The following is a 22,263-nucleotide window of genomic DNA, read 5'->3' on the forward strand; positions in this document are numbered from 1 at the left end:
CCCTGTGTACGAAGCTGTGGACGCCTGGGGACGACCGTCAGGTTATCCACCGATCATCATCAACCTGTGTACGAGCTGTTGAAGGTTCTGGGGATGACGGCAATGGTGATCTTCCCCGCGATCCACAGGCTTGGGGAGAAAGTCGGTGGATTACCGGTGGACAACCGGTGGACAACGGTGGACAACCGGCCGTCGTCGCCGGGCTGTGGACACACGAGCCGGTTGTACCCCCGGTTCTCCACAGCTAAATCACCGGTGGATAACCTGTCTGACCTGCGCAGACCTCGGTTTTCCACAGTTTGCACAGGTGCGATGAAGACGATGAGTTATCTCTTCTAAGAGAACAAAAACCAATCATCACCGTTGGGCTTTCTGTGGATCGGGCCGAACGCTGTCGGATCAACCGGTCAGCATCGACACGATCCATGGGGTCGGGCGCACAGCCGATGTCCCCGCGCCCTAAGGTGCGATGGGTACCCGCACGGTCGGGCGGGACGGTAGGCAGCGGTCGGCATGAGAGAGTTGTCGCTGACGTCGACGCGGAGGCATTGATGAAGTTCCGAGTGGAGCGCGACGCGCTCGCCGAGGCTGTGGCGTGGACCGCGAAGAGCCTGCCCAACCGGCCATCCGTACCGGTGCTCGCCGGGGTGATGCTTCGCGTCACCGACGGCAACCTGCGGGTCTCCGGGTTCGACTACGAGGTCTCCAGCCAGGTGACCGTCGAGGTGCAGGGCGACGCCGACGGCGCCGCGCTCGTCTCCGGCCGCCTGCTCGCCGAGATCACCAAGGCGTTGCCGGCCAAGCCGGTCGACATCGCCGCGGTCGGCGCGCACCTCGAGCTGGTCTGCGGCAGCGCCCGGTTCACCCTGCCCACCATGCCGGTGGAGGATTACCCCGCGCTGCCCGAGATGCCGCAGAGCGCCGGCACTGTCGACGCCGCGGCGTTCGCCACCGCGGTGGCCCAGGTGGCCATCGCCGCCGGTCGCGACGAGACGCTGCCGATGATGACCGGCGTCCGCGTCGAGCTGTCGGGTGACACCCTGTCGATGCTCGCCACCGACCGTTACCGGTTGGCGCTGCGCGAGATCCAGTGGCGGCCGGACGACCCCGAGGTGAGCATCAACGCCCTGGTGCCGGCACGCACCCTGAACGACACCGCCAAGGCCCTCGGTCCGCTGGGCGGCGAGGTCACGCTCGCCCTCGCCCAGGGCGCTGCGGGCGAGGGCATGGTCGGCCTCGCCGGCGGCACCCGACGTACCACCAGCCGGCTGCTCGACGGCGCCAACTACCCGCCGGTGCGGTCGCTCTTCCCGGCCACGCACAACGCCGCAGCCCGGGTGTCGGTCAGCACGCTGATCGAGGTGGTCAAGCGGGTCGCGCTGGTCGCCGAACGGACCACCCCGGTGCTGCTCAGCTTCAGCGCCGACGGCCTGGTGGTCGAGGCCGGCGGTTCCGAGGAGGCACGGGCCAGCGAGGCGATGGAGGCTACCTTCACCGGTGAACCACTGACCATCGGCTTCAACCCGCAGTACCTCATCGACGGTCTGGCAAACCTGGGCGCTCAGACGGCCGTGCTCTCGTTCGTCGACGCCTTCAAGCCCGCGGTGATCTCTCCCGCTGGCGAGGATGGCGAGGTCATTCCGGGGTACCGGTACCTCATCATGCCGATCCGCGTCTCGCGCTGATCGCGCCCAGCAACACCCAGATCCACGGAGGTAGAAACACATGCAGCTCGGCCTGGTAGGACTCGGCCGTATGGGCGGCAACATGCGGGAGCGGTTGCGTTCGGCCGGGCACGAGGTGGTCGGATTCGACCACAACGCTCAGATCAGCGACGTCACGACCCTCGCCGGCCTGGCAGAGAAGCTTGAGTCGCCGCGCGCCGTCTGGGTCATGGTGCCCGCCGGTGTCACCGACGCCACGATCGACGAGCTCGCCGAGGTGCTTGGCGAGGGCGACATCATCATCGACGGCGGCAACTCGCGCTTCAGCGACGACGCGCCCCGCGCGGAGCGGCTCAACCAGCGGGGCATCGGCTACATGGACGTCGGGGTCTCTGGCGGCGTCTGGGGCCGGCAGAACGGCTACGGGCTGATGGTCGGTGGCGCCCAGGAGCACGTGGACCGTCTGATGCCGATCTTCAACGCGCTCAAGCCGGAGGGTGAGTTCGGCTTCGTGCACGCCGGCCCCGTCGGTGCCGGGCACTACTCGAAGATGGTGCACAACGGCATCGAGTACGGCCTGATGCACGCCTACGCCGAGGGCTACGAGCTGATGGCCGCCTCGGAGCTGGTGACCAACGTGCCGGGCGTCATCAAGTCCTGGCGGGAGGGCACCGTCGTCCGTTCCTGGCTGCTTGACCTGCTCGACCGGGCGCTCGACGAGGACCCGGAGCTGGCCGACCTGAGCGGTTACACGGAGGACACCGGCGAGGGCCGGTGGACGGTCGACGAGGCGGTCCGGCTGGCGGTGCCGCTGAACGTCATCACCGCTTCGCTGTTCGCCCGGTTCGCCTCGCGGCAGGACGACTCGCCCGCCATGAAGGCCGTCTCCGCGCTGCGTCAGCAGTTCGGTGGCCACGCCGTCCACAAGCGCTGAGCGGTATCCACAACCTGTGTACGTTCACCGGCTGGAACTGGTCGACTTCCGCTCGTACGAGCGGGTGGCCGTCGACCTCCAGCCGGGAGCGAACGTCCTGATCGGCGCCAACGGCGTCGGCAAGACCAACCTCGTCGAGGCGCTGGGCTACGTGGCGACCCTGGACTCGCACCGGGTCGCCACCGACGCGCCTCTGGTCCGGATGGGTGCCACGTCCGCGGTGATCCGCTGCGCGGTGGTGCACGACGGCCGCGAACTCCTGGTCGAGCTGGAGATCGTGCCCGGCAAGGCCAACCGGGCCCGACTGGGCCGCTCACCGGCGCGGCGGGCCCGGGACGTGCTCGGGGCGCTCCGGCTGGTGCTCTTCGCCCCGGAAGATCTTGAGCTGGTCCGGGGCGACCCGGCCGAGCGCCGCCGCTACCTGGACGACCTGCTGGTCAACCGGCAACCCCGGTTCGCGGGCGTGCGGGCCGACTACGAGCGGGTCGTCAAGCAGCGCAACGCCCTACTGCGCACCGCGTACCTGGCACGCAAGACCGGTGGGTCCCGGGGTGGCGACCTCGGCACCCTCGCGGTCTGGGACACCCACCTGGCCCAGCACGGGGCGGAGCTGCTCGCCGGCCGCCTGGAGCTGGTGGCCGCGCTCACCCCGCACGTGGCCAAGGCGTACGACGCGGTGGCCGCCGGTCGGGGTGCGGCGAGCATCACCTACCGGCCCTCGATTGAGCTGGCCGAGCCGACCACCGATCGGGCCGCGCTGGCCGAGGCGCTGACGGCGGCCCTGGCCGCGTCCCGCTCCGCCGAGATCGAGCGGGGCACCACCCTGGTCGGCCCACACCGCGACGAGTTGGCGCTGAGCCTCGGCCCACTGCCCGCCAAGGGGTACGCCAGCCACGGCGAGTCGTGGTCGTTCGCCCTCGCGTTGCGGCTGGCCGGGTACGACCTGTTGCGCGCCGACGGCATCGAGCCGGTGCTGGTGCTCGACGACGTCTTCGCGGAGTTGGACACCGGCCGCCGGGAACGGTTGGCGGAGCTGGTCGGCGGGGCGAGTCAGCTTCTGGTCACCTGCGCGGTGGACGACGATGTGCCGGCCGCCCTGCGCGGCACCCGCTACCAGGTCGGCGAAGGGACGGTACGCCGTGTCGGATAAGCCAGGCACCGATCGACCAGCGGCCGGCGAGGGCCCGGCTGCGCGTACCCCGAAGGCGGCGGAGGGGTCGGCGGGCGGTGAGCCGGCGGCGGCCGCCAGCGGGCCGGAGCTGGCCCGGGCGGTGCTCGACGCGGCGCTGTCCCGACGGCAGGCGGCGGCCCGCGCCCGGCGTACCCCCGGCGGCGGCGACGCTGCCGGCGGCTCGGGGCGGCGGTTGCGCGGCTACTCCGGCCCCGGCCCCGACCCGCGCGATCCGCAGCCGCTCAGTGCCGTGCTGAACCGGCTGGTGAAGGCGCGCGGCTGGCAGCAGCCGGCGGCCGAGGCCACAGTGTTCGGCGCCTGGGAGCGGGTCGTCGGCGCGGAGGTCGCGCAGAACAGTCGCCCGGTGAAGTTGGAGAACGGCGAGCTGACAGTGGAGGCGCGTTCGACCGCCTGGGCCACCCAGCTGCGGCTGCTCGCCGGCTCGCTGCTCAAGCAGATCGCCAGCGAGGTCGGGCACAACGTGGTGCGCAAGCTGCACATCCACGGCCCGGCCGCGCCCTCCTGGGGCAAGGGCCCCCGCCGGGTACGTGGCCGGGGTCCGCGCGACACGTACGGCTGAGTCGGCCGTTCAGCCGCGCCGGTCGGCCTCGCGGGCTGCCCGCTTGCGTTCCCGCTGCTCCCGGGTGAAGCGCTTGCGCTCGGCCAGGTCACGTTTCCACGCCTCGCGGGCCTCGGCAGAGCCGCCCTGCACCGCGCCCTGCACACCCTCGGCCGGCCCGGCGAGGTGCCGGAAGGCCCAACGCATCAATCGGCCGCCCTCGCCCGGGGCCCTGGTGATCGCGCCGTCCTCGCTCATCTGCCGTCCTCTTCCCCGCGTCGCCTCGCCGGTTCTCGCCCGTCGCACGAGCTTACCTTTGGGGCACCAATGGTTGGTGTCCCAACGATCGGTACGATAGTCACCGTGCGGAGAGAGGGCAACCGATGAGCGAACGACCGGACGGCGTCGACCCGCTGGCCCTGGAGCAGCAGGTCTGCTTCGCCCTCTCGGTCGCCGCGCGCAGCGTGGTGGCCGTCTACCGGCCGCTGCTGGAGCCGATGGGGCTGACCCACCCGCAGTACCTGGTGATGTTGGCGCTCTGGCAGCACGCACCGTTGTCCGGTCGCGACCTCAGTCGCCTGCTCCAGCTCGACCCGGGCACGCTCTCACCGCTGCTCAAGCGACTGGAGGCGGCCGGCTACCTGCGCCGGGAACGCGACCCGAGCGACGAGCGCAGCCTCGCCGTCACCCTCACCGCCAGCGGTGCCGCGCTGCGGAGTCAGGCCGAGCTGATCCCGGCCGCGATCGTGCAGCGGCTCGGGCTGCCCGTCGAGGACCTGCAACACCTGCACGCGGTGCTCACGCAGCTGATCTCGGCCGCCAACCGACCGGCCGCCCCGGAGACCGACGGGGCGGCTCAGGCGTCGGCGTAGACGGCGAACCCGCGCTCGGCGCAGCGCCGGTAGAACGCGGCCAGCACGCCCAGCTCGGCGCAGGTGAAGTTCCACTGCGGCGGGTCACCGCGCTCGTCGCGCAGCGCGTCGAGCCGGCTCTCCAGCCAGCGCAGCTGCTGCTCGGCCAACCGACCGTCGCCGAGCAGGGAGCGCAGCACGGTGCTCACCGACTCGAAGGTGACCGCCTCGCCGGTCGGGCGGTGCGCGGCCACGAACCGTTCGATGCCGCTCGCGATCCAGGAGCAGCCGTCCGGGTCGATCACCGGGTCCTCGTCCTCGGCGGCGGCGTCTGTGGCGTACAACACACCTTCGAGGCCGAGCAGCAGATCCACCAGCTCGGTGTACGCGGTCGCCCGGATGGTGCCGGTCTTCGCGATCAGCTCGGCCAGCGCCGCGGTCGGCGCGGAGATGCGCGGCAGGTCGACGATCTCGCCGAAGTCGACGAACTCGGCCGGCGCGACCGGATCGTAGAAGCGGCCGGTACGCGGCCAGTGCACCGCGACGTTGTCCAGCCCCATCTGTCACCTCTTAAAGAGCACGTGTCGGGTCGATCGGGTCGATCGTCCCGGTTCCAACCGGTAAAGATCAAGGCTGGTTCCGGGGCGCCGCAAACGTACGGCACTGACGCTTTGGCCGCGACCCCCGACCCGCCCGACCGCGGGTCAACCCGTTCCGGGGCGGCGCGTGCGATGGGGGCCTGGCGTGTGGGGGGAGTCGTGGGCGGCGGGGTTCTGCCGGCTATGGACTTCTCAGCCGCCTCGTTGAGGGTGCCGAGTGGTGGTTCTGTCCCCCGCGCACAGTAGGATTGACAGTGAGACGAAGACCCGGTGCGGGAGTGGGACGGGGCCGCTGGCCCCAGATTCATTCTCCACGTCGGGTCGAGCCGATCGCGATCCGCGGGCAACCGCGGCGACCGGCGCGTTCGACCCGCTGTCCGGAGATCTCCGGCGCCGGTCCGCGCGCCGACGTCGCGTCCTGTCCGCCGAACCCGCGCCCGACGCGCCCTACCGGCGCGGCTGACGCGAGAAAGTGGCCGAGGGTGGCAGCGCAGGACAAGCAGGAGTACGGCGCAGAGTCGATCACCGTTCTCGAGGGGCTGGAGGCGGTTCGCAAGCGGCCCGGTATGTACATCGGGTCCACCGGCGAGCGCGGTCTGCACCACCTCGTCTGGGAGGTCGTCGACAACGCGGTCGACGAGGCGATGGCCGGCTACTGCGACACCATCGACGTGGTACTGCTCGCCGACGGCGGCGTCCGGGTCACCGACAACGGCCGTGGCTTCCCGGTCGACCTCCACCCGAAGCTCAAGAAGCCGGGCGTCGAGGTCGCGCTGACGGTGCTGCACGCGGGTGGCAAGTTCGACGGCAAGGCGTACGCGGTCTCCGGCGGTCTGCACGGCGTCGGTGTCTCCGTGGTGAACGCGCTCTCTACCAAGATGTTCGTCGAGATCCACAAGTCCGGCGCGGTGTGGCGGCAGCACTACACCAACTCCAAGCCGAGCCCGCTGGAGAAGGGCGAGGCCACCGACCGCACCGGCTCGGCGGTTTCCTTCTGGCCCGACCCCGACGTCTTCGAGACGATCGACTTCGACTTCCAGACCATCTACCGACGCCTGCAGGAGATGGCCTTCCTCAACCGGGGCATCACCATCCACCTGCTCGACGAGCGGGTCCCTGAGGACGAGGACGGCAAGACCCGCGAGGTCACCTTCCGCTACGACGGCGGTATCGCCGACTTCGTCCGACACCTCAACGCCTCCAAGAACCCGATGCACAAGACGGTGGTCGAGTTCGAGGCCGAGGAGGAGGGCATGTCCCTCGAGATCGCCATGCAGTGGAACGAGTCGTACGGCGAGTCGGTCTACACCTTCGCCAACAACATCAACACGCACGAGGGCGGCACCCACGAGGAGGGCTTCCGGTCCGCGCTGACCAGCGTGGTCAACCGGTACGGCACCGACAAGAAGCTGCTCAAGGGCGACGAGAAGCTCTCCGGCGAGGACATCCGCGAGGGCTTGGCCGCGATCATCTCGGTCAAGCTGACCAACCCGCAGTTCGAGGGCCAGACCAAGACCAAACTGGGCAACACCCCGGTGAAGAGCTTCGTGCAGCGGGTCTGCAACGACCGGCTGGTCGACTGGTTCGACCGCAACCCGGCCGAGGCCAAGACGATCATCCAGAAGGCCTCCCAGGCGGCCCGCGCCCGGATCGCCGCCCAGCAGGCGCGCAAGCTGGCCCGGCGCAAGTCGCTGCTGGAGTCCGGCTCGATGCCGGGCAAGCTTGCCGACTGCCAGTCGACCGACCCCCGCGAGTCCGAGGTGTTCATCGTCGAGGGTGACTCGGCCGGCGGCTCGGCCAAGCAGGGTCGCGACCCACGTACCCAGGCGATCCTGCCGATCCGCGGCAAGATCCTCAACGTGGAGAAGGCCCGGATCGACCGGGTGCTGAAGAACAACGAGGTTCAGGCGCTGATCACCGCGCTGGGCACCGGCATCCACGACGACTTCGACATGGAGAAGCTGCGGTACCACAAGGTGGTGCTGATGGCCGACGCGGACGTCGACGGCCAGCACATCCAGACGCTGCTGCTCACCCTGCTGTTCCGCTTCATGCGTCCGCTGGTCGAGATGGGGCACGTCTACCTGGCAGCCCCGCCGCTCTACAAGATCAAGTGGAACAAGAAGGGCGATGACGCCCAGTACGCGTACTCCGACCGCGAGCGTGACGGTCTGATCGTGCTGCGCCAGCAGAAGAAGCCGAACGCCAAGCCGGACGACATTCAGCGCTTCAAGGGCCTCGGCGAGATGAACTACCCCGAGCTGTGGGAAACCACTATGAACCCGGCGACGCGTACCCTGCGTCAGGTCACTCTCGACGACGCGGCGACCGCTGACGAGTTGTTCAGTGTGCTGATGGGTGAGGACGTCGAGGCGCGCCGGTCGTTCATTCAGCGCAACGCCAAGGACGTGCGGTTCCTGGACATCTGACGGACTGCGCCGGATCGGTCGGGCACTGCCCGGCCGATCCGGCGGTCCACAGAGTTATCCACAGCTTGGCCGGTATCCACAGCCGTTATCCACAGCACGAAAACGACTCTGAGTCTGATAAGGGTATACAGTGACCGATTCTCCCGAGTCCACACCGAACGAGCCCGAGGTTCCCGCCGAGGCCATCGCCGCGGTGGTCGCGCACGACCGGATCGAACCGGTCGGGCTCGAGGTGGAGATGCAGCGCTCCTACCTCGACTACGCGATGAGCGTCATCGTCGGTCGCGCGCTGCCGGACGTCCGGGACGGCCTCAAGCCGGTCCACCGCAAGATCCTCTACGCGATGTTCGACTCCGGCTACCGTCCGGACCGCGGCTACGTGAAGTGCTCCCGCGTCGTCGGCGACGTGATGGGTCAGTTCCACCCGCACGGCGACTCGGCGATCTACGACGCGCTGGTCCGGATGGCGCAGTCCTGGTCGCTGCGCTACCCGCTGGTCGACGGCAACGGCAACTTCGGCTCGCCGGGTAACGACCCGGCCGCCGCCATGCGATACACCGAGTGCAAGCTCGACCCCCTCGCCATGGAGATGCTGCGGGACATCGACGAGGACACCGTCGACCTGCAGGACAACTACGACGGCCGGGCCAAGGAGCCCACCATCCTGCCGTCGCGGATCCCCAACCTGCTGGTGAACGGCTCCGAGGGCATCGCGGTCGGCATGGCCACCAAGATCCCGCCGCACAACCTGCGGGAGATCGGCGCGGCGGTGCAGTGGTGCCTGGAGCACCCGGAGGAGGACGAGGAGACCACCCTCGAGGCCCTGCTCGGCATCGTCAAGGGCCCGGACTTCCCGACCCACGGCCTGATCGTCGGCACCACAGCGATCCAGGACGCGTACCGCACCGGTCGCGGCTCGATCCGGATGCGCGCCGTCGTGGAGGTCGAGGAGGACAAGCGGGGTCGCCCCTGCCTGGTCGTCAGCGAACTGCCCTACCAGGTCAACCCGGACAACCTCGCCGAGCGGATCGCCGAGCTGATCAAGGAGGGCAAGCTCGCCGGCATCGCCGACATCCGCGACGAGTCCTCCGGTCGTACCGGCATGCGGATCGTCCTGGTGCTCAAGCGCGACGCGGTCGCGAAGGTCGTGCTGAACAACCTCTACAAGCACACCCAGCTCCAGGAGACCTTCGGCGCCAACATGCTGGCCCTGGTCGACGGGGTGCCGCGCACGCTCAACCTGGCCCAGTTCCTCCGCTACTACGTCGAGCACCAGATCGACGTGATCCGCCGGCGGACCGCGTTCCGGCTGCGCAAGGCCGAGGAGCGGGCACACATCCTGCGCGGCCTGGGTAAGGCGCTGGACGCGCTGGACGAGGTGATCGCCCTGATCCGGCGCTCCCCGACAGTGGACGACGCCCGGCAGGGCCTGATCCGGCTGCTGGAGATCGACGAGATCCAGGCGACCGCGATCCTCGACATGCAGCTGCGCCGGCTCGCCGCTTTGGAGCGGCAGCGGATCATCGACGACCTGGCGAAGCTCGAGATCGAGATTGCCGACCTCAAGGACATCCTCGCCAAGCCCGAGCGGCAGCGGAAGATCGTCTCGGAGGAGCTGGGCGAGATCGTCACCAAGTGGGGCGACGACCGCCGGACGCAGATCATCCCGTTCGACGGCGAGGTCTCGATGGAGGACCTCATCGCCCGGGAGGACGTGGTCGTCACGATCACCCGCACCGGGTACGCCAAGCGGACCAAGGTCGATCTGTACCGCTCGCAGCGGCGCGGCGGTAAGGGCGTCAGTGGCGCCACGCTGCGGCAGGACGACATCGTCAGCCACTTCTTCGTCTGCTCGACCCACGACTGGATCCTGTTCCTCACGAACAAGGGCCGCGTCTACCGGGCCAAGGCCTACGAGTTGCCGGAGGCCAGTAGGGTAGCCAAGGGCCAACACGTGGCCAATCTGCTCGCCTTCCTACCCGACGAGCAGATCGCGCAGATCATTGAGATCCCGAACTACCAGGTAGCCCCCTATCTGGTACTGGCCACGAAGAACGGCCTGGTGAAGAAGACGCGGCTCGAGGAGTTCGACTCCAACCGTTCCGGCGGCATCATCGCGATCAACCTGCGCGATGAGGACGAGCTGGTCGGTGCTGCGCTGGTTGCGCCGGAGAACGACCTGCTGCTGGTCTCGAAGAAGGCACAGGCGATCCGGTTCAACGCCTCGGACGAGGCGCTGCGGCCGATGGGCCGGGCCACCTCGGGTGTGATCGGCATGCGCTTCACGGACGACGACGTCCTGCTCGCCATGGAAGTCGTGCGGGAAGGTTTGGACGTTCTGGTGGCCACGAACGGGGGATACGCGAAGCGAACCCCGATCGAGGAATACCCGGTGCAGGGCCGGGGAGGTAAGGGCGTGTTGACTGCAAAGATCACCGAACGGCGCGGTGGTCTGGTTGGCGCGGTGGTGATCGACCCGGACGACGAGCTGTTCGCGATCACCAGCAACGGTGGTGTCATTCGGACTCCGGTGAAGCCTGTACGGCGTACGCGTGACCGGAACACAATGGGGGTCAAGCTGATGGACCTCCCGGACGGCGTGACTATCGTGGCGATTGCTCGCAATGCCGACGAGCCTGACGAACAGGACTAGTTGAATGACGGAGACACAGGCGAAGTCGGGGAACTCGGGGACCTCGGCCAAACCGGTCGACGAGGAGGCCGCCAAGGGCGGCACACCAGCGACCGGCCGCGCGGCCGTGGGCCGGGCGACGGTCCCCGCCGATGCGCCTGCCCCGAAGTTCACCAGGGCTCCAGGTATGACACCCCCGCCGGAACAGCCGGGCGAAGATGGCGAGTCCGGCGACAAGACCGAGACGCCCAGCGCCGAGGCGCCGACGTCGGCCGCCGCCAATCCTCCGGGTCCGGCGGCGGCACCCTCGGCACGTCCGGCGACCACCCAGCCGATCGGTCTCCGGCCGGGTCAGGCGGCGTCAACCGGGTCCACCGGCACCCAGCCGCGGATCACACCCGGGATGACCCAGCCGCAGCCGGACGCGGCGCGTACGTCCGCCACCGCCGGCCGCCCGGCCAGCGGCGGTGGCCTGCCACCGGGGATCGGCAACGCGTCGGCCGTCGGCGCGGCCCGCGTCGGTGACGCGGTGCGTGCGGCGCGTACGTCGGTCAGCTCGGCCGCCTCTCGCGGACCGCGTCGGGCCCGGCTGAACCTCAAGCGGATCGACCCGTGGTCCGTGATGAAGTTCGCATTCGCGGTGTCGGTGGTGCTCTTCATCGTCGTGGTGGTCGCCACCTCGGTGCTCTACCTGGCGCTGGATGCGATGGGTGTGTTCCAGAGCGTCAACGAGAGCCTGAGTGACCTGGTCAACGCGGGCGGCGGCCAGAGCACCAGCGGCTTCCAGATCACCGCCAAGGGCGTGATTCTCAGCTCTGCGCTGATCGGCCTGGTCAACGTGGTGCTGTTCACCGCGCTGGCCACCCTGGGCGCGTTCGTCTACAACGTCTGCGCCGACCTGGTCGGCGGGATCGAGCTGACGCTCGCCGAGCGGGACTGAGTGACCGGGACGCCGGGGCACCGCGGAATGCGGTCGCTCCGGCGTCCCGTACTCGGGTAGGTTTTGCAGGCGGCGACGGGCCTGGCTCGCAAGCGCGGACCCCGATTTGGGGCCGACGGAGCGGATGGGTTAATCTTGCTCGTCGCAACGCGGGGCTATAGCTCAGTCGGTTAGAGCGCAGAGCTGATAACTCTGAGGTCGATGGTTCGATTCCATCTAGCCCCACCGCATGTCGTCCGACGGTAGTCGAGCGCGAGGGGTCGCCCCATGTTCAAGAAGCTGCTGATTCTGGCTGGCGTCGTCGGTGTGGCTGCCGTCGTGTTCAACAAGATCAAGGCGTCGAACGACGAGCGCGCCCTGTGGCACGAGGCGACCACCGCGCCCGACCTGCGCTGACGTTCGGCTCGGCGACGAGCGATCATCGCCAAGCCACCCACGGGGCCCTAGCTCAACTGGCAGAGCACTGCCTTTGCAAGGCAGGGGTTAGGGGTTCGAGTCCCCTGGGCTCCACCAGCACCTTCCTCGGTTGATCTCGGTCCGAGTACAGCCATCCGTACAGCCAAGCCGGTCACGCGGCCCCTCCTGGCCGAGAATTCGGTCAATGGCCGAGGCAGCCTGACGAGCCCGCGCCGGCGAAACGTGGCCGTAGGTGTCGGCCGTCATCCGGATGTGCGGGCTCACGGCGGAGATGGGCTTAAGGCGCTTGTCGGCCACCTGCGCCTAAGCTTTTGCCGTGACAGATCCAGATCCGCCACTACGACACCTGAGCGCGAACGAGGCCGGCGTCCTGGAAGCACTTCTCCGCCACAACTTCGCAGGCGTCGAGGAGCTCCGCGTGCAAGCGCGAGACGCCATGGCCCGCCCCGGATGCGGATGTGGATGCGGAACCATCCACCTCTTCCCACAAGGCAAGAACCTCCCCGCCTCACCGGCACAGACTCCGGTTCGGGTAGAAGGACAGTTTCCCGATCAAGAAGGGCAGTGGTTCGGAGGCATCTTGCTCTTCCTTGCCAGCGGGCAGCTCGCGGAGCTGGAGGTCTACTCGTTCGGTGACCCGTTGCCCATGCCAGCACCCGATCAGGTGCTCTGGTTGCTGAGAACCGGCGAAAGCACCTGTACTCCTCTGTCCAACCAGCCGGAGCGAGGGCCGACAGGAGATCAGTGATCCGAGAGGCGCGTACAGCAGGAGAGCCAGCAATGCAGGCGACCACTAGGGAGCGGGGCGTGCCCGATGGGACGGGAACCGAGGGTCAACGGCGGTCAGCTCCTGGACGTGGCCGAGGGTATGGCCGCGTCGCTTGATGAGTCCCGTGAATTCTTGGACATTCGCACTGATACCCACGAGCCTCAGAGATCCGCTTGGAGTCGGACAGTGTGCTAGGCGTGGACGCCGTGTGACACCTGACCTTCGGCCGCTTCCAGCCAGCGCCGATACCAACGACCGAACCCGAGCGTTGTCCCGTCGTCGTCGCGGAGCGGCCGGAAACCACCGTCGTCAGCGGTGTCGTCCGCCCACATCTGCCCTCGTGCTGGACCGCTGACAACGAGAGCCTCTCGCAGCGCGCAGCCGAGATGACACAGGTACAGCAGGCCAACCGAATGCTCAGGCTTGAAGACGACGGCGTCGTGCTGTTCCCAGTACGCGTCCTCAGCCGCGTTGAACTCCTCGGGCGAGTCGTAGTCTTCCTCGTCGGGCGGCTCGGGTAGACCGTCGGCAGGGTTGAATGCCTCGAGGTGCGGAAAGGCAAGCTTGAGCGAGTCCAGGTCGGTCAGATCGGTACCGTCACCCTCCCACTGCCACCGTCCGTCTGGGCGACGCATCGGAAAGAGCCCGTAGGCCGGCCCTGCACCGCCCCGCCCCGCCTCTAGCAAGAAGGAGCGGTACTCGCTGGGCAGTTCCAGTTGGAGTTGCGTCTCTGCCTCGTCCAGTTCCTCGGCACTCAATGGCGGCTCAAGTTCCCAACGGTGAGTCGAAGAACCAAAGACATCAGGGGCATCGGGCGCAGCGGCCAGCCGCGCAAGCCGTTCGCGTACATCTGACCAGTCGGAGCGCGTCACTGGCGGGACAGTACAAGGCTGCCCGCAGCCGCCCGTACCGCAGGGCGCGCGAAGGCGTAGCGCGCTGCTGGCGGAAGCCGTGACCAACCGCGACGCGGGTCACTGCTCCCCCGTGGTACTTCCGGCCGACCAGCACTCAAGGCTCCCGCACCGGGGAAGCGGCGGCTGCGGCGATCGCTTCAGCGACGCACTCGTAGTCCTTGACCAACGGGCCGACCAAGCCCGGTTCGGGCTCGACTGCCTCGACCAACCGGCGTACCAGGTCGCGAGCCGACCGGGACCCGCTCCGCTCCGACGAGCGGTGACCACACAGCGGGCGGCATGGCAGGCGCCGACCGGGGTAGGAGACACGGCACCAACCCCGCAGCTGACCTTCGCGCCTGTCAATGATCGCCGCCGCCGGTTCGCCGGCAGGCGGCGATTCGCGTACTCCGGCGATCCGTGCCGGCAGTGCGGTCAGGCGGGCGGAGTGAGCGGGACGGTCTCGCCACGGGCGATGGTGCGTACCTGCTTTGCCCAACCTCGGCGGCGGGCCTCGTCGACGAAGTGCGCCAGCGGTGAGCGGAACACCGGGTAGTCGTCGTAGTGGATCGGCACGGTCAGCTTCGGCCGAACCAACTCCACCAGGTTCGCACCCTGGCGGGCGTCCATGGTGAGCAGAATTCCGGCGACCTTCGTGCCGCCAAGGTGGATCAGCATCGCGTCGATGTCCGGGTAGCGTTCGGGGATGGCGGTGAGCAGCGGCCGGTTGAGGGTGTCGCCGGTGACGTAGAGCCGGAACTCCCGCCGCCCGGAGCGTTCCACGTCGATCATCGTGCCCATCACGTCGGGCATCAGCAGGTCCAGTGCGCCCGGCCCGTGCTGCCCGGGCATCGAGGTCAGCCGCACTGTCGTACCGTCGCGGTGCAGCTCTCGCGACGACCAGGTCGGCAGGCCCTGGGCGGCCTGGAAGCCCCAGCGGCGCAGCTTGCGTTCCGCGGCGGGGGTGGTGACGATGGGCAGCTCGCGGTCCAGTTCCCGACGGGCCACCCGGTCGAAGTGGTCGCCGTGCAGGTGGGAGAGGACCACCGCGTCCAGTTCTGGGAGTTGGGCGATCCGCAGCGCCGGGTCCGTGCGTCGGCGCGACCACAACCCCTTGCCCAGGTACGCCCGTTGACCCCGGTGCAGGAAGTTCGGGTCGGTCAACAGGGTGAAGCCGCCGATCCGCAGCACCGTCGTCGCGGTACCGATGAACGTCACCTGCGGTTGCTCCGCCATCGTGCCCACCTCCTGCCGCTCCGGTACCCCGATGCGCCGTCGGCATGCGGCTCAGGCGCTGGCGCCACTTACGGCCGACCAGCGCACGCGCGTGGGTCAGGGGTCGGAGCGCGCCATCCGGACGGCGACGCCGTCGAGAATCAGGTCCAGCCCGAGTGCGAAGTCCGCGTCGGCGATCGCCTCGTCGGGGGTGTCGGACGGTGGCGCCTCGAACAACGTCGAGGAGAACAGCCGGGCTGTCTCGGGGAAGCGGTCGGGGTTGACGAGTCGCGCCAGCGCCCGGCCGTAGTCGCGTTCGGCGTCGGCCTGGCCCTGGCCGTCGGCCCTGCCCTCGGCGAGTTCGCTGTACTGCCGTACCGACTGGACCACGTAGCCGCTGATCAGTGACATTGCGCCGATCTTGTGCGCCCAATCGAGGAGGGTGCCGGACATGATCGCCAGCGCGGCCTCCATCCAGGCGATCTGGTGCGGCCCGGAGGGTGGTCCGGAGACGGGCACGCGCGTCAACCACGGCCGACGCTGAAGCACCGCGCGGTGCGCGAAGGCCCAACGGCGCAGCCCTTCCCGCCAGTCGGGGGCGTCGATGTCGGGCGGTGGGCCCAGTGCGGCGTCGGCCATGAGGGTGAGCAGTTCATCCTTGGAGCCGACGTGCCGGTAGAGCGACATGCTCGTGAAGCCGAGGCTCTTGGCGACCTTGGGCAGCGTCACGCCGTCGAGCCCGTCCCGGTCGGCGATCTCCACCGCCGCGGCGACGACCACGTTGACGTCGAGGGACGCGGGCCGTCCGAGGCGCGACGACTCCGACATCCCCCACAGCCGGCGCAGCGGCGCCGGAACGAAATCGTCGCTGGTCATGGGCTCCCACGTTCGCCCCGGAAGGTTACGTCCACATCATGACAGACAGCATTAGTATATGACTGATACTTTATCCCTGAAACTAAAAGTCGAGTTACGGGGAGACGTCCATGAGCATTGACACCGCACCGCGGACTTCGAGAGGGCCGGTGCTGCGCGCCGAGCGTGCCCTCGCGCCGGACCTGGCCCGGGGAGCGATGCTGCTGATCATCGCGCTGGCCAACGTCGCCGGAGTCGTCTTCGCCGGAGAGCCCGGCCTCGACGCCACGCCGGAAGGCGTCGACCGTGGCCTCAACTTCCTGCTCTTCGAACTCGTCCATGCCCGCGGCTATCCGGTCTTCGCCGTGATGTTCGGCTACGGGCTGGTCCAGCTCGCCCGCCGCCAGGACGCCTCCGGTGCCACCCGGCAGCAGGTCCGCTCCGTGCTGTTGCGCCGCAACCTCTGGCTCGTCGTGTTCGGGTTCGCGCACGCCGCGTTGCTGTACTACGGCGACTTCCTCGGGGCGTACGGGATCGTGGGGATCGCGATGACAGTGTTGCTGCTGCGCCGCAGCGACAAGTTCCACCGCGTCGTGCTTGTGCTCTGGGCGCTGTCGGCGGTCGAGGTGCTGGCCATCGGCGCCATGGTGGTGAGCGGCATGCTCGGACGGTCGGGCGGGTCGGCGCCGCTGCCGTCGGGCCACATCAACTCTCTCGCCGCGCCCGACTACGTCGCGTCCATGCTGGATCGTCTCGCCGAATGGCCGGTGCACACGCTGACCGTCCTGCCCTTCATCATGATCGCCTGGCTGGGCATGTGGGCCGCCCGCCGTCGGATCCTCGAAGATCCGGCTCGGCACCGGGCCCTGCTCACCTGGACCGCAGCGCTCGGCCTCGGCGTCGCCGTCGCCGGAGGCATCCCGGCAGCCCTGGTCAGTGCCGGATGGCTGCACGTCGACGAGTCGGCCGCCAGCCTGATGATGCTGCTGCACGGGGCGAGCGGCATGTTCGCCGGACCGGGTTACGTGGCTGTCTTCGGCCTGATCGCCCTGAGAGCCAGCCGATCGGGCACCGTCGTCGGCGCTCTCTCCGCCCTCGGTCAGCGCTCCCTGTCGGGATACCTGTTCCAGTCGGTGGCCTGGCTCGTTCTCCTGGCACCCTTCACACTCGCCCTCGGCAACCGGTTCGGCAGCCCCACGGTGACCGGTCTGATCATCGCGGTGGCCGTCTGGCTGGCCACCGTCCTGATCGCCCGTCAGCTCGACAGACGCAAGCAGCCCGGCCCCGCCGAAATCGTCCTGCGCCGCCTGACCTACGGGCCACGGGCGTGATCGCTGGCGCCGACGGTCAGTCGGCGGAACCACCGTCCGCCGCGGGCTCGGCACCGGAGCCGGACCGGTTGGGACGGGCCTCCGGGAGGTGTTCCATCAGCTTGGTGAGCGCGCCGTTGGCGAAGGTCGCGCCGAGCGCCGAACCGGCCCCGATGGTCCAGCCCACCGGCCCGAGCGGGGTGCAGCCGAAGAACTGACTCACCCCCGGGGTCTGCACCACCACGACCAGGACTCCCAGTGACGCCGCCGTGGAGGCCAGCACGGCCGGGCTGGTGCCGCCGGCCAGGATGGTCTGCCCGAGTTGGGTGCCGACCAGGGAGACCAGGGCGACAGTGCCGGCCCGCTGACGGCGTCCGGTGTAGCGGGCCAACGTCCAGCCCGCTGTCGCGCCCAGCGTGGTGGCTGCCGCCCGCAGCCCGATCTCCCTGGTGAGGCTCTCGCCGAGCGCCTTGTCCGGGCCCTCCCGCAGCAGCGCGTCGGTGCGGTCCGACGCGGGTGGCCGGACCGCGATGGCCAGCGCCGGCGCCAGGTCGGTGAGCAGGTTGACCAGCAGCAGTTGTCGTCCGGTGAGCGCCGAGCGGCCCGTCGCCGCGGCGGTGAGCACACTGAACGCGATCTCGCCGAGGTTGCCGCCGACCAGGATGCTGAGCGCGTGCCGCACCGACGACCACATGGCCCGCCCCTCGATCAGGGTGGCGATGATGGTCTCCAGCCGGTCGTCGGTGACCACCAGGTCGGCCGCGGCCCGTGCGGCCGGGGTGCCCCGTTGGCCGAGGGCGATGCCGACGTCGGCCAGCCGGATCGCCGGGGCGTCGTTGGCACCGTCGCCGGTCATCGCCACCGTCCGCCCGCACTTCTGCAACGCCTGAATGATCCGCACCTTGTGGGCCGGGGTGCAGCGGGCCACCACGTCGGTGTTGGCCAACCGCTCGGCGAGCGCGTCGTCGTCCAGTTGGTCGAGTTCAGCGGCGGTGACCACCCGCTGTTCGTCGTGCTCACTGATGGTGGCCGCGATCGCCTCGGCGGTGGCCGGATGATCACCAGTGATCATGATGGTGTGCACGCCGGCCTGCCGGATCCGGCGTACCGCCGGGGCGGCGCTCTCCCGGACACCGTCCGCGAGGGCCAGGAAGCCCACGAAGGTCAGTCCTCGAACGTCCCCGTCGGTCACTGTCGGATCGTTCACCGGGCACTCCGCGACGGCCAGGATCCGGTTTCCCGCGCCGGCCCGGTCGGCGAGCATCCGCTCCAGCTCTGCGCGGCCGGCGTCGTCCAGCGGCTCCTGACGACCGTCCATGCGTCGGGACGAACAGCGCGGCAGCACCGTCTCCGGAGCACCCTTGACGCTCAACAACAGGTGACCGTCGGTCTGTCCGATGCTCGCGTGGTAGCCGCGGGACGGCTCGAACGGCAGCCCTCCGGCGGCCCGCCACCCGGCGGCGCCGGTCTGCTCCACCACCCCGGCCTCCCCGGCGCCCCGCCGGACCGCCCGGTCGGTCTGCAACGCCAATTCCTCCGGATTCTTCGCGGCGGGGGTGGCCCGCAGCGCCGCGGCCAGCGTCATCCGGAGCCGGTCGTCCAACCGGTCCAACGGGGCGTACCGGTCGCCGACGCTGTCGCCGACCCCGGCTAGCAGCAACTGGCCCTCGGTGAGGGTGCCGGTCTTGTCGAAGCAGAGCACGTCCACCCGGCCCAGCGCCTCGATGGTGCGCGGGTTGCGGACCAACGCGCCGTGCTCGGCCAGCCGCCGGGCCGCGGCCAGCTGCGCTGCGCTGACCAGGAACGGCAGCCCCTCCGGCACCGACGCCACGGCGAGGTTCGCGGCGGTCGCCGCCGTTTCGGCCAGGGGTACGCCTCGAAGCAGGCCCGCGCCGGCCACCGCCACGGCGGAACCAGCCGCCAACGGGATCGCGGCGCTGGTCAACGAGCCGAGCCGAGCTTCCACTCCACTGGCCGGCGGGTCCTGCTTGACCAGGGCGAGGCTGCGGCCGGATTCGGTGTCCGACCCGGTCGCCACCACCACAGCAGTGCCGTGCCCGGCGGCGACGGTGGTGCCCTCGTAGAGCATCGAGTGTCGGTCGGCGATGGCGGCGGCCACCACCGGTCGGTTGGACTTGGCGACGGGCAGCGACTCGCCGGTCAGCGACGACTCGTCCGCCTCCAGGCCCACCGACTCGAGCACCCGGCAGTCGGCGGGCACCGAGTCGCCCGGCTCAAGGGTGATGACGTCTCCGAGGACCAGGTCCTCGGCGGCGAGAACCTGCTCGGCCCCGTCGCGGCGGACCCGTGCGGTCACCGCCGAACGGGACAGGAGTTCGGCCAGTGACCGTTCGGTGTTTCGTTCGTGCACCGCCCCGATCAGGGCGGACCCACCGACGACGCTGCCCACCAGGGCGGCGTCGACCAGCGATCCGAACGACGCGGAGAGCACCGCCCCGGCCACCAGCACCGGGGTGAGCGGGTTGGACAACTCGTCCACGAAGGCACGCAGCAGCCCTCCGCTCCCCGGCCCGGCATTGCCGTTTCCGCCAGCGCCGTGGTGTCGGCGTTGCGCTTCGGCGCTGCCCAGGCCGTCGGGGGTGGAGCGCAGGTGGTCGAGCACGGTGCCGACCGGCATCAGGTGCCAGGCGGTTGCCACGGGCGCCGGGGTGTCCGACTGGTCGTGCAACCGGCGGGCCTGCCAGACCCCGTTGGCGAAGGCCAGCCCGGCCGCGCCGTTGACCGCGACGAGCGCCCGGCCGGGCAGCTCGGTCGGCGGGGCCGTGAACGCGCCCAGCGCCCCGAGACCGGTGCCGGCCATGGCCAGCCGGATGTTCTGCTGGGCCGTACGCCGAGCCACCCCGGTCGCCTCGATCACCAGGGCCACCACTCGCAGGTCGGCACCGACCAGCAGGTGCGCGCCCCACGGCGGCAGCTCCTCCGGCGCGGCGAACCCGAGACCGCAGTCGGACGCGCCGAGCGCCTTCCGGTCCGCGGAAACCAGCATCACCACCGCGCCGTCGCGCTGCAACGCGCGTACCGACTCGGCCAACTGGTCCCCGCCGGGGAGCATCGCGTCGGCGAAGCCGTACCGTTGCTCGTCGCCGCCGGCGACGACCAGCCGCAGGCCGGCGTGTCGGGCGGCGGAGGGCAGGCCGTCGACGCCGGGCGCGGGTTCCGGCTCGACCCGCAACAGGGCGGCGAGCCGGTCGCCGTGGGCGAGGCCGAGGAGTTGCCCGCCGGCGGAACGCAGCCGGGCCGCGTCCGGGATGTCGTCCGGATCGTTTGCGGGCATCCGGTCCAGCGGCCCGAGCCGCCAGCCGTCCGCCGTACGGGAAGCGGCCGGGTCGTCCGGGTCGAACAAGGCGAAGGCCCACTCGGCCACCTGGTCGACGTCCGCGTCGGACGCCGGTGCCAGATCGGCCAGGACGCCCCGGTCCGAGCCGAGCACGGCGGCGTCGAGCACGAGCGTGTCGATCCGGTCCAGTTCGCGCAGCACACTCCGGTCCATCGCGATCACACCACGCCGGGCCAGCATCCGGCCGAGCTGAGCCGCGTACCCCTCGCGGCCGCTGCCCGGCGCCTTCGGCAGCGCGGACAGGCCCAGCGCGGTGGCCCGCTTCGGCCCGGCGAACGGCACCGCCGCCGCGCCGGCGGCCGCACCGGCGGCGAGCATCCGGTTGATGTACCGCTCGACCGGGCCGTCCGGCTTCGGCCGTGGACGTTCGATCACCGGCCAGCGGGCGGCGGCCCGTTCGGCGTCGCCGGTCAGCCGTGGTTCGGCCTTCTCCCAGGCGGAGAGTTGGGCCCGATCCTCACCCCACTGCACGACCCGTTGGGCGCCGTCCAGGACGATGCCCGTCCAGCGGCCGGTCAAGCCCTGCACCACCGCCTCGGCCAGCGGAAACAGGATGTCGGCGCGCGGGTCGGAGCGCAGGCGTTTGCCGATGAACTCATGCAGTTTCGGCTGGAGATCCACTGCGGAGAGCAGGCCGGCCACCTCACCGGGCAGCGGTGCGAACGGCAGGATCCGGGTGGCCGCCGAGATGGTCAGGCCAAGTGCGTCCGAGGCGAGCGCGCCGAGGGTGCGCGGGGTGCGAGGCCCTTCCTCCGGTGGGTGCGGCGGTGGGATCTCCGGGTCGGGTTCGTGGTCGCAGGTCCGCTCGACGCGGTCGATAGTGGCGATCAGGTCGCGCAACGTCGGCTCTGGGGTCTGGACGGCGACCACCACCCGGCCGGATGGTGCGTTGACCCGGGCCCAGGCCACCCCGGGCATTTGCTCCAGCGCGTCCTCCACCTGACGGGCCAGCCGATTGCCACCGTCCTGGCAGACACCGTGCACCTCGATGTGGTGCCGGCCCGGCCGGGACCAGACCCGACGCCGCGCCAGCCCGGCCGTCCGTGCCAGCCGGACTGCGGCCGAGCTGACCGACCGGGACGCCTCTCCGACCAGGTGCGGCACACCGAAGGACGGCAGGATGCGGCCAGCAGCGCGGCCCGCCGCCGTCATCGAGGCGTACGGCTGGACGGGCGCCGGCCCGGCTCCCTGTTGCCGCTCGTCCTGACCTTGGCCATGTCGTCCTCCCACCGCACTCACGTCCGGCGGCCTGGCTTCCCGACCTGCCATCCGTTATGCCCCCTGAGCGGCGGTATTTTGCGCCGTCGCTGACGCATGGACGGGATGGGCCGTGGAACGCGACGACCATCACCGGACATGGGGAGGCCGGCATGAGCACGCTGACGCGACATCTCAACGGTTCGCGGGAGAACGTCAAGATGTACAACCGGCGGGTGCAACTGCCGATGCTGGGCGAGGTGGCGGTGCCGCCACCGGACAAGGTCGCCTACTACGCAGGGCTCGGAGTGCTCGCCGCGCTACAGGTCATCGAGTGGCCGATCGCTGTGGTGATCACCGCTGGTCACCTGCTGGCAGACCAGCATTTTTCCGGACTGGTGCGCGGTGTCGGGGAGGCGTTGCAGGACGCCTGACGAGAGCCGGGTCACCGGACGGTTGACATGAATCAG

General features: G+C 69.9%; 17 protein-coding genes and 2 tRNA genes. 13 read left to right on the forward strand and 6 right to left on the reverse strand.

All coding sequences use genetic code 11. The features are described from left to right. Nucleotides 1-551 precede the first annotated feature (551 nt). The 4 genes from dnaN to FB453_RS18705 are packed head-to-tail and all read left to right on the forward strand — an operon-like array spanning nucleotide 552 to nucleotide 4,349. Nucleotides 552-1,685: a DNA polymerase III subunit beta gene (dnaN, locus tag FB453_RS18690; RefSeq protein ID WP_112583932.1), complete on the forward strand. Its 1,134-nt coding sequence runs from the start codon at nucleotides 552-554 to the stop codon at nucleotides 1,683-1,685. A gap of 40 nt (nucleotides 1,686-1,725) precedes the next feature. Further along, nucleotides 1,726-2,598, forward strand: a complete 873-nt coding sequence (gene gnd / locus FB453_RS18695; RefSeq protein WP_112583933.1) for a phosphogluconate dehydrogenase (NAD(+)-dependent, decarboxylating) — start codon at nucleotides 1,726-1,728, stop codon at nucleotides 2,596-2,598. Between the two features lie 16 nt (nucleotides 2,599-2,614). Continuing rightward, the gene (gene recF, locus FB453_RS18700; protein WP_112583934.1) at nucleotides 2,615-3,748 is read left to right on the forward strand and encodes a DNA replication/repair protein RecF; all 1,134 of its coding nucleotides are present in this window, start codon (nucleotides 2,615-2,617) and stop codon (nucleotides 3,746-3,748) included. Continuing rightward, nucleotides 3,738-4,349, forward strand: a complete 612-nt coding sequence (locus tag FB453_RS18705) for a DciA family protein (RefSeq protein ID WP_145791922.1) — start codon at nucleotides 3,738-3,740, stop codon at nucleotides 4,347-4,349. The genes recF and FB453_RS18705 overlap by 11 nt, the downstream gene beginning before the upstream one ends. Before the next feature lie 9 nt (nucleotides 4,350-4,358). Here FB453_RS18705 and FB453_RS18710 read toward each other — a convergent pair whose 3' ends face one another. Next, entirely contained in the window at nucleotides 4,359-4,586 is a 228-nt protein-coding gene (locus FB453_RS18710; RefSeq protein ID WP_091396532.1) for a hypothetical protein, read from the reverse strand. 125 nt (nucleotides 4,587-4,711) lie between these two features. On the opposite strand from FB453_RS18710, the gene FB453_RS18715 reads away from it, so the two are divergent. Continuing rightward, on the forward strand, nucleotides 4,712-5,200 hold the full coding sequence (locus FB453_RS18715; protein ID WP_112732028.1) for a MarR family winged helix-turn-helix transcriptional regulator: 489 nt from the start codon (nucleotides 4,712-4,714) through the stop codon (nucleotides 5,198-5,200). Here FB453_RS18715 and FB453_RS18720 read toward each other — a convergent pair. Beyond that, entirely contained in the window at nucleotides 5,185-5,739 is a 555-nt protein-coding gene (locus tag FB453_RS18720) for a hypothetical protein (RefSeq protein ID WP_112583937.1), read from the reverse strand. The two genes, FB453_RS18715 and FB453_RS18720, sit on opposite strands and share 16 nt — an antisense overlap. A gap of 521 nt (nucleotides 5,740-6,260) precedes the next feature. On the opposite strand from FB453_RS18720, the gene gyrB reads away from it, so the two are divergent. The 6 genes from gyrB (at nucleotide 6,261) to FB453_RS18745 (ending at nucleotide 12,292) form a co-directional block, all read left to right on the forward strand. Further along, the gene (gyrB, locus tag FB453_RS18725; RefSeq protein WP_145791924.1) at nucleotides 6,261-8,207 is read left to right on the forward strand and encodes a DNA topoisomerase (ATP-hydrolyzing) subunit B; all 1,947 of its coding nucleotides are present in this window, start codon (nucleotides 6,261-6,263) and stop codon (nucleotides 8,205-8,207) included. Nucleotides 8,208-8,337: 130 nt separating this feature from the next. Beyond that, nucleotides 8,338-10,860, forward strand: coding sequence for a DNA gyrase subunit A (gene gyrA / locus FB453_RS18730; protein WP_112583939.1), 2,523 nt, complete (start codon nucleotides 8,338-8,340; stop codon nucleotides 10,858-10,860). A 4-nt stretch (nucleotides 10,861-10,864) separates the two neighbouring features. Beyond that, nucleotides 10,865-11,779: a DUF3566 domain-containing protein gene (locus FB453_RS18735; RefSeq protein ID WP_112583940.1), complete on the forward strand. Its 915-nt coding sequence runs from the start codon at nucleotides 10,865-10,867 to the stop codon at nucleotides 11,777-11,779. A gap of 151 nt (nucleotides 11,780-11,930) precedes the next feature. Beyond that, nucleotides 11,931-12,004 (forward strand) — tRNA-Ile (locus FB453_RS18740). Nucleotides 12,005-12,046: 42 nt separating this feature from the next. After that, on the forward strand, nucleotides 12,047-12,175 hold the full coding sequence (locus FB453_RS34610) for a DLW-39 family protein (protein WP_209444550.1): 129 nt from the start codon (nucleotides 12,047-12,049) through the stop codon (nucleotides 12,173-12,175). Between the two features lie 41 nt (nucleotides 12,176-12,216). Then, nucleotides 12,217-12,292, forward strand: a tRNA-Ala gene (locus tag FB453_RS18745). 864 nt (nucleotides 12,293-13,156) lie between these two features. Here the strand turns inward: FB453_RS18745 and FB453_RS18755 are convergent. From FB453_RS18755 to FB453_RS18770, 3 genes are all read right to left on the reverse strand, one after another. Continuing rightward, nucleotides 13,157-13,837, reverse strand: a complete 681-nt coding sequence (locus tag FB453_RS18755) for an SMI1/KNR4 family protein (protein WP_145791926.1) — start codon at nucleotides 13,835-13,837, stop codon at nucleotides 13,157-13,159. A gap of 456 nt (nucleotides 13,838-14,293) precedes the next feature. Then, nucleotides 14,294-15,094 carry an MBL fold metallo-hydrolase gene (locus FB453_RS18765; RefSeq protein ID WP_112583942.1) on the reverse strand — a complete coding sequence of 267 codons (801 nt, stop codon included), beginning with the start codon at nucleotides 15,092-15,094 and terminating at the stop codon, nucleotides 14,294-14,296. Between the two features lie 96 nt (nucleotides 15,095-15,190). Then, nucleotides 15,191-15,949 (reverse strand): TetR/AcrR family transcriptional regulator, encoded by a 759-nt coding sequence (locus FB453_RS18770; RefSeq protein ID WP_145791930.1) that lies wholly within the window; start codon nucleotides 15,947-15,949, stop codon nucleotides 15,191-15,193. A 110-nt stretch (nucleotides 15,950-16,059) separates the two neighbouring features. Between FB453_RS18770 and FB453_RS18775 the strand changes: the two genes are divergently transcribed. Next, complete coding sequence (locus tag FB453_RS18775; protein WP_145791932.1) at nucleotides 16,060-17,259, forward strand: DUF418 domain-containing protein; 1,200 nt, start codon at nucleotides 16,060-16,062, stop codon at nucleotides 17,257-17,259. Between the two features lie 16 nt (nucleotides 17,260-17,275). Here the strand turns inward: FB453_RS18775 and FB453_RS18780 are convergent, their stop codons facing one another. Further along, nucleotides 17,276-21,748: a cation-translocating P-type ATPase gene (locus tag FB453_RS18780; RefSeq protein WP_145792156.1), complete on the reverse strand. Its 4,473-nt coding sequence runs from the start codon at nucleotides 21,746-21,748 to the stop codon at nucleotides 17,276-17,278. Nucleotides 21,749-21,966: 218 nt separating this feature from the next. Here FB453_RS18780 and FB453_RS18785 point away from each other — a divergent pair, with 218 nt between their 5' ends. Next, the gene (locus tag FB453_RS18785) at nucleotides 21,967-22,227 is read left to right on the forward strand and encodes a hypothetical protein (protein WP_112583944.1); all 261 of its coding nucleotides are present in this window, start codon (nucleotides 21,967-21,969) and stop codon (nucleotides 22,225-22,227) included. The last annotated feature ends 36 nt before the right edge of the window (nucleotides 22,228-22,263 follow it).

The organism is Micromonospora sp. CNZ322 (assembly GCF_007827755.1).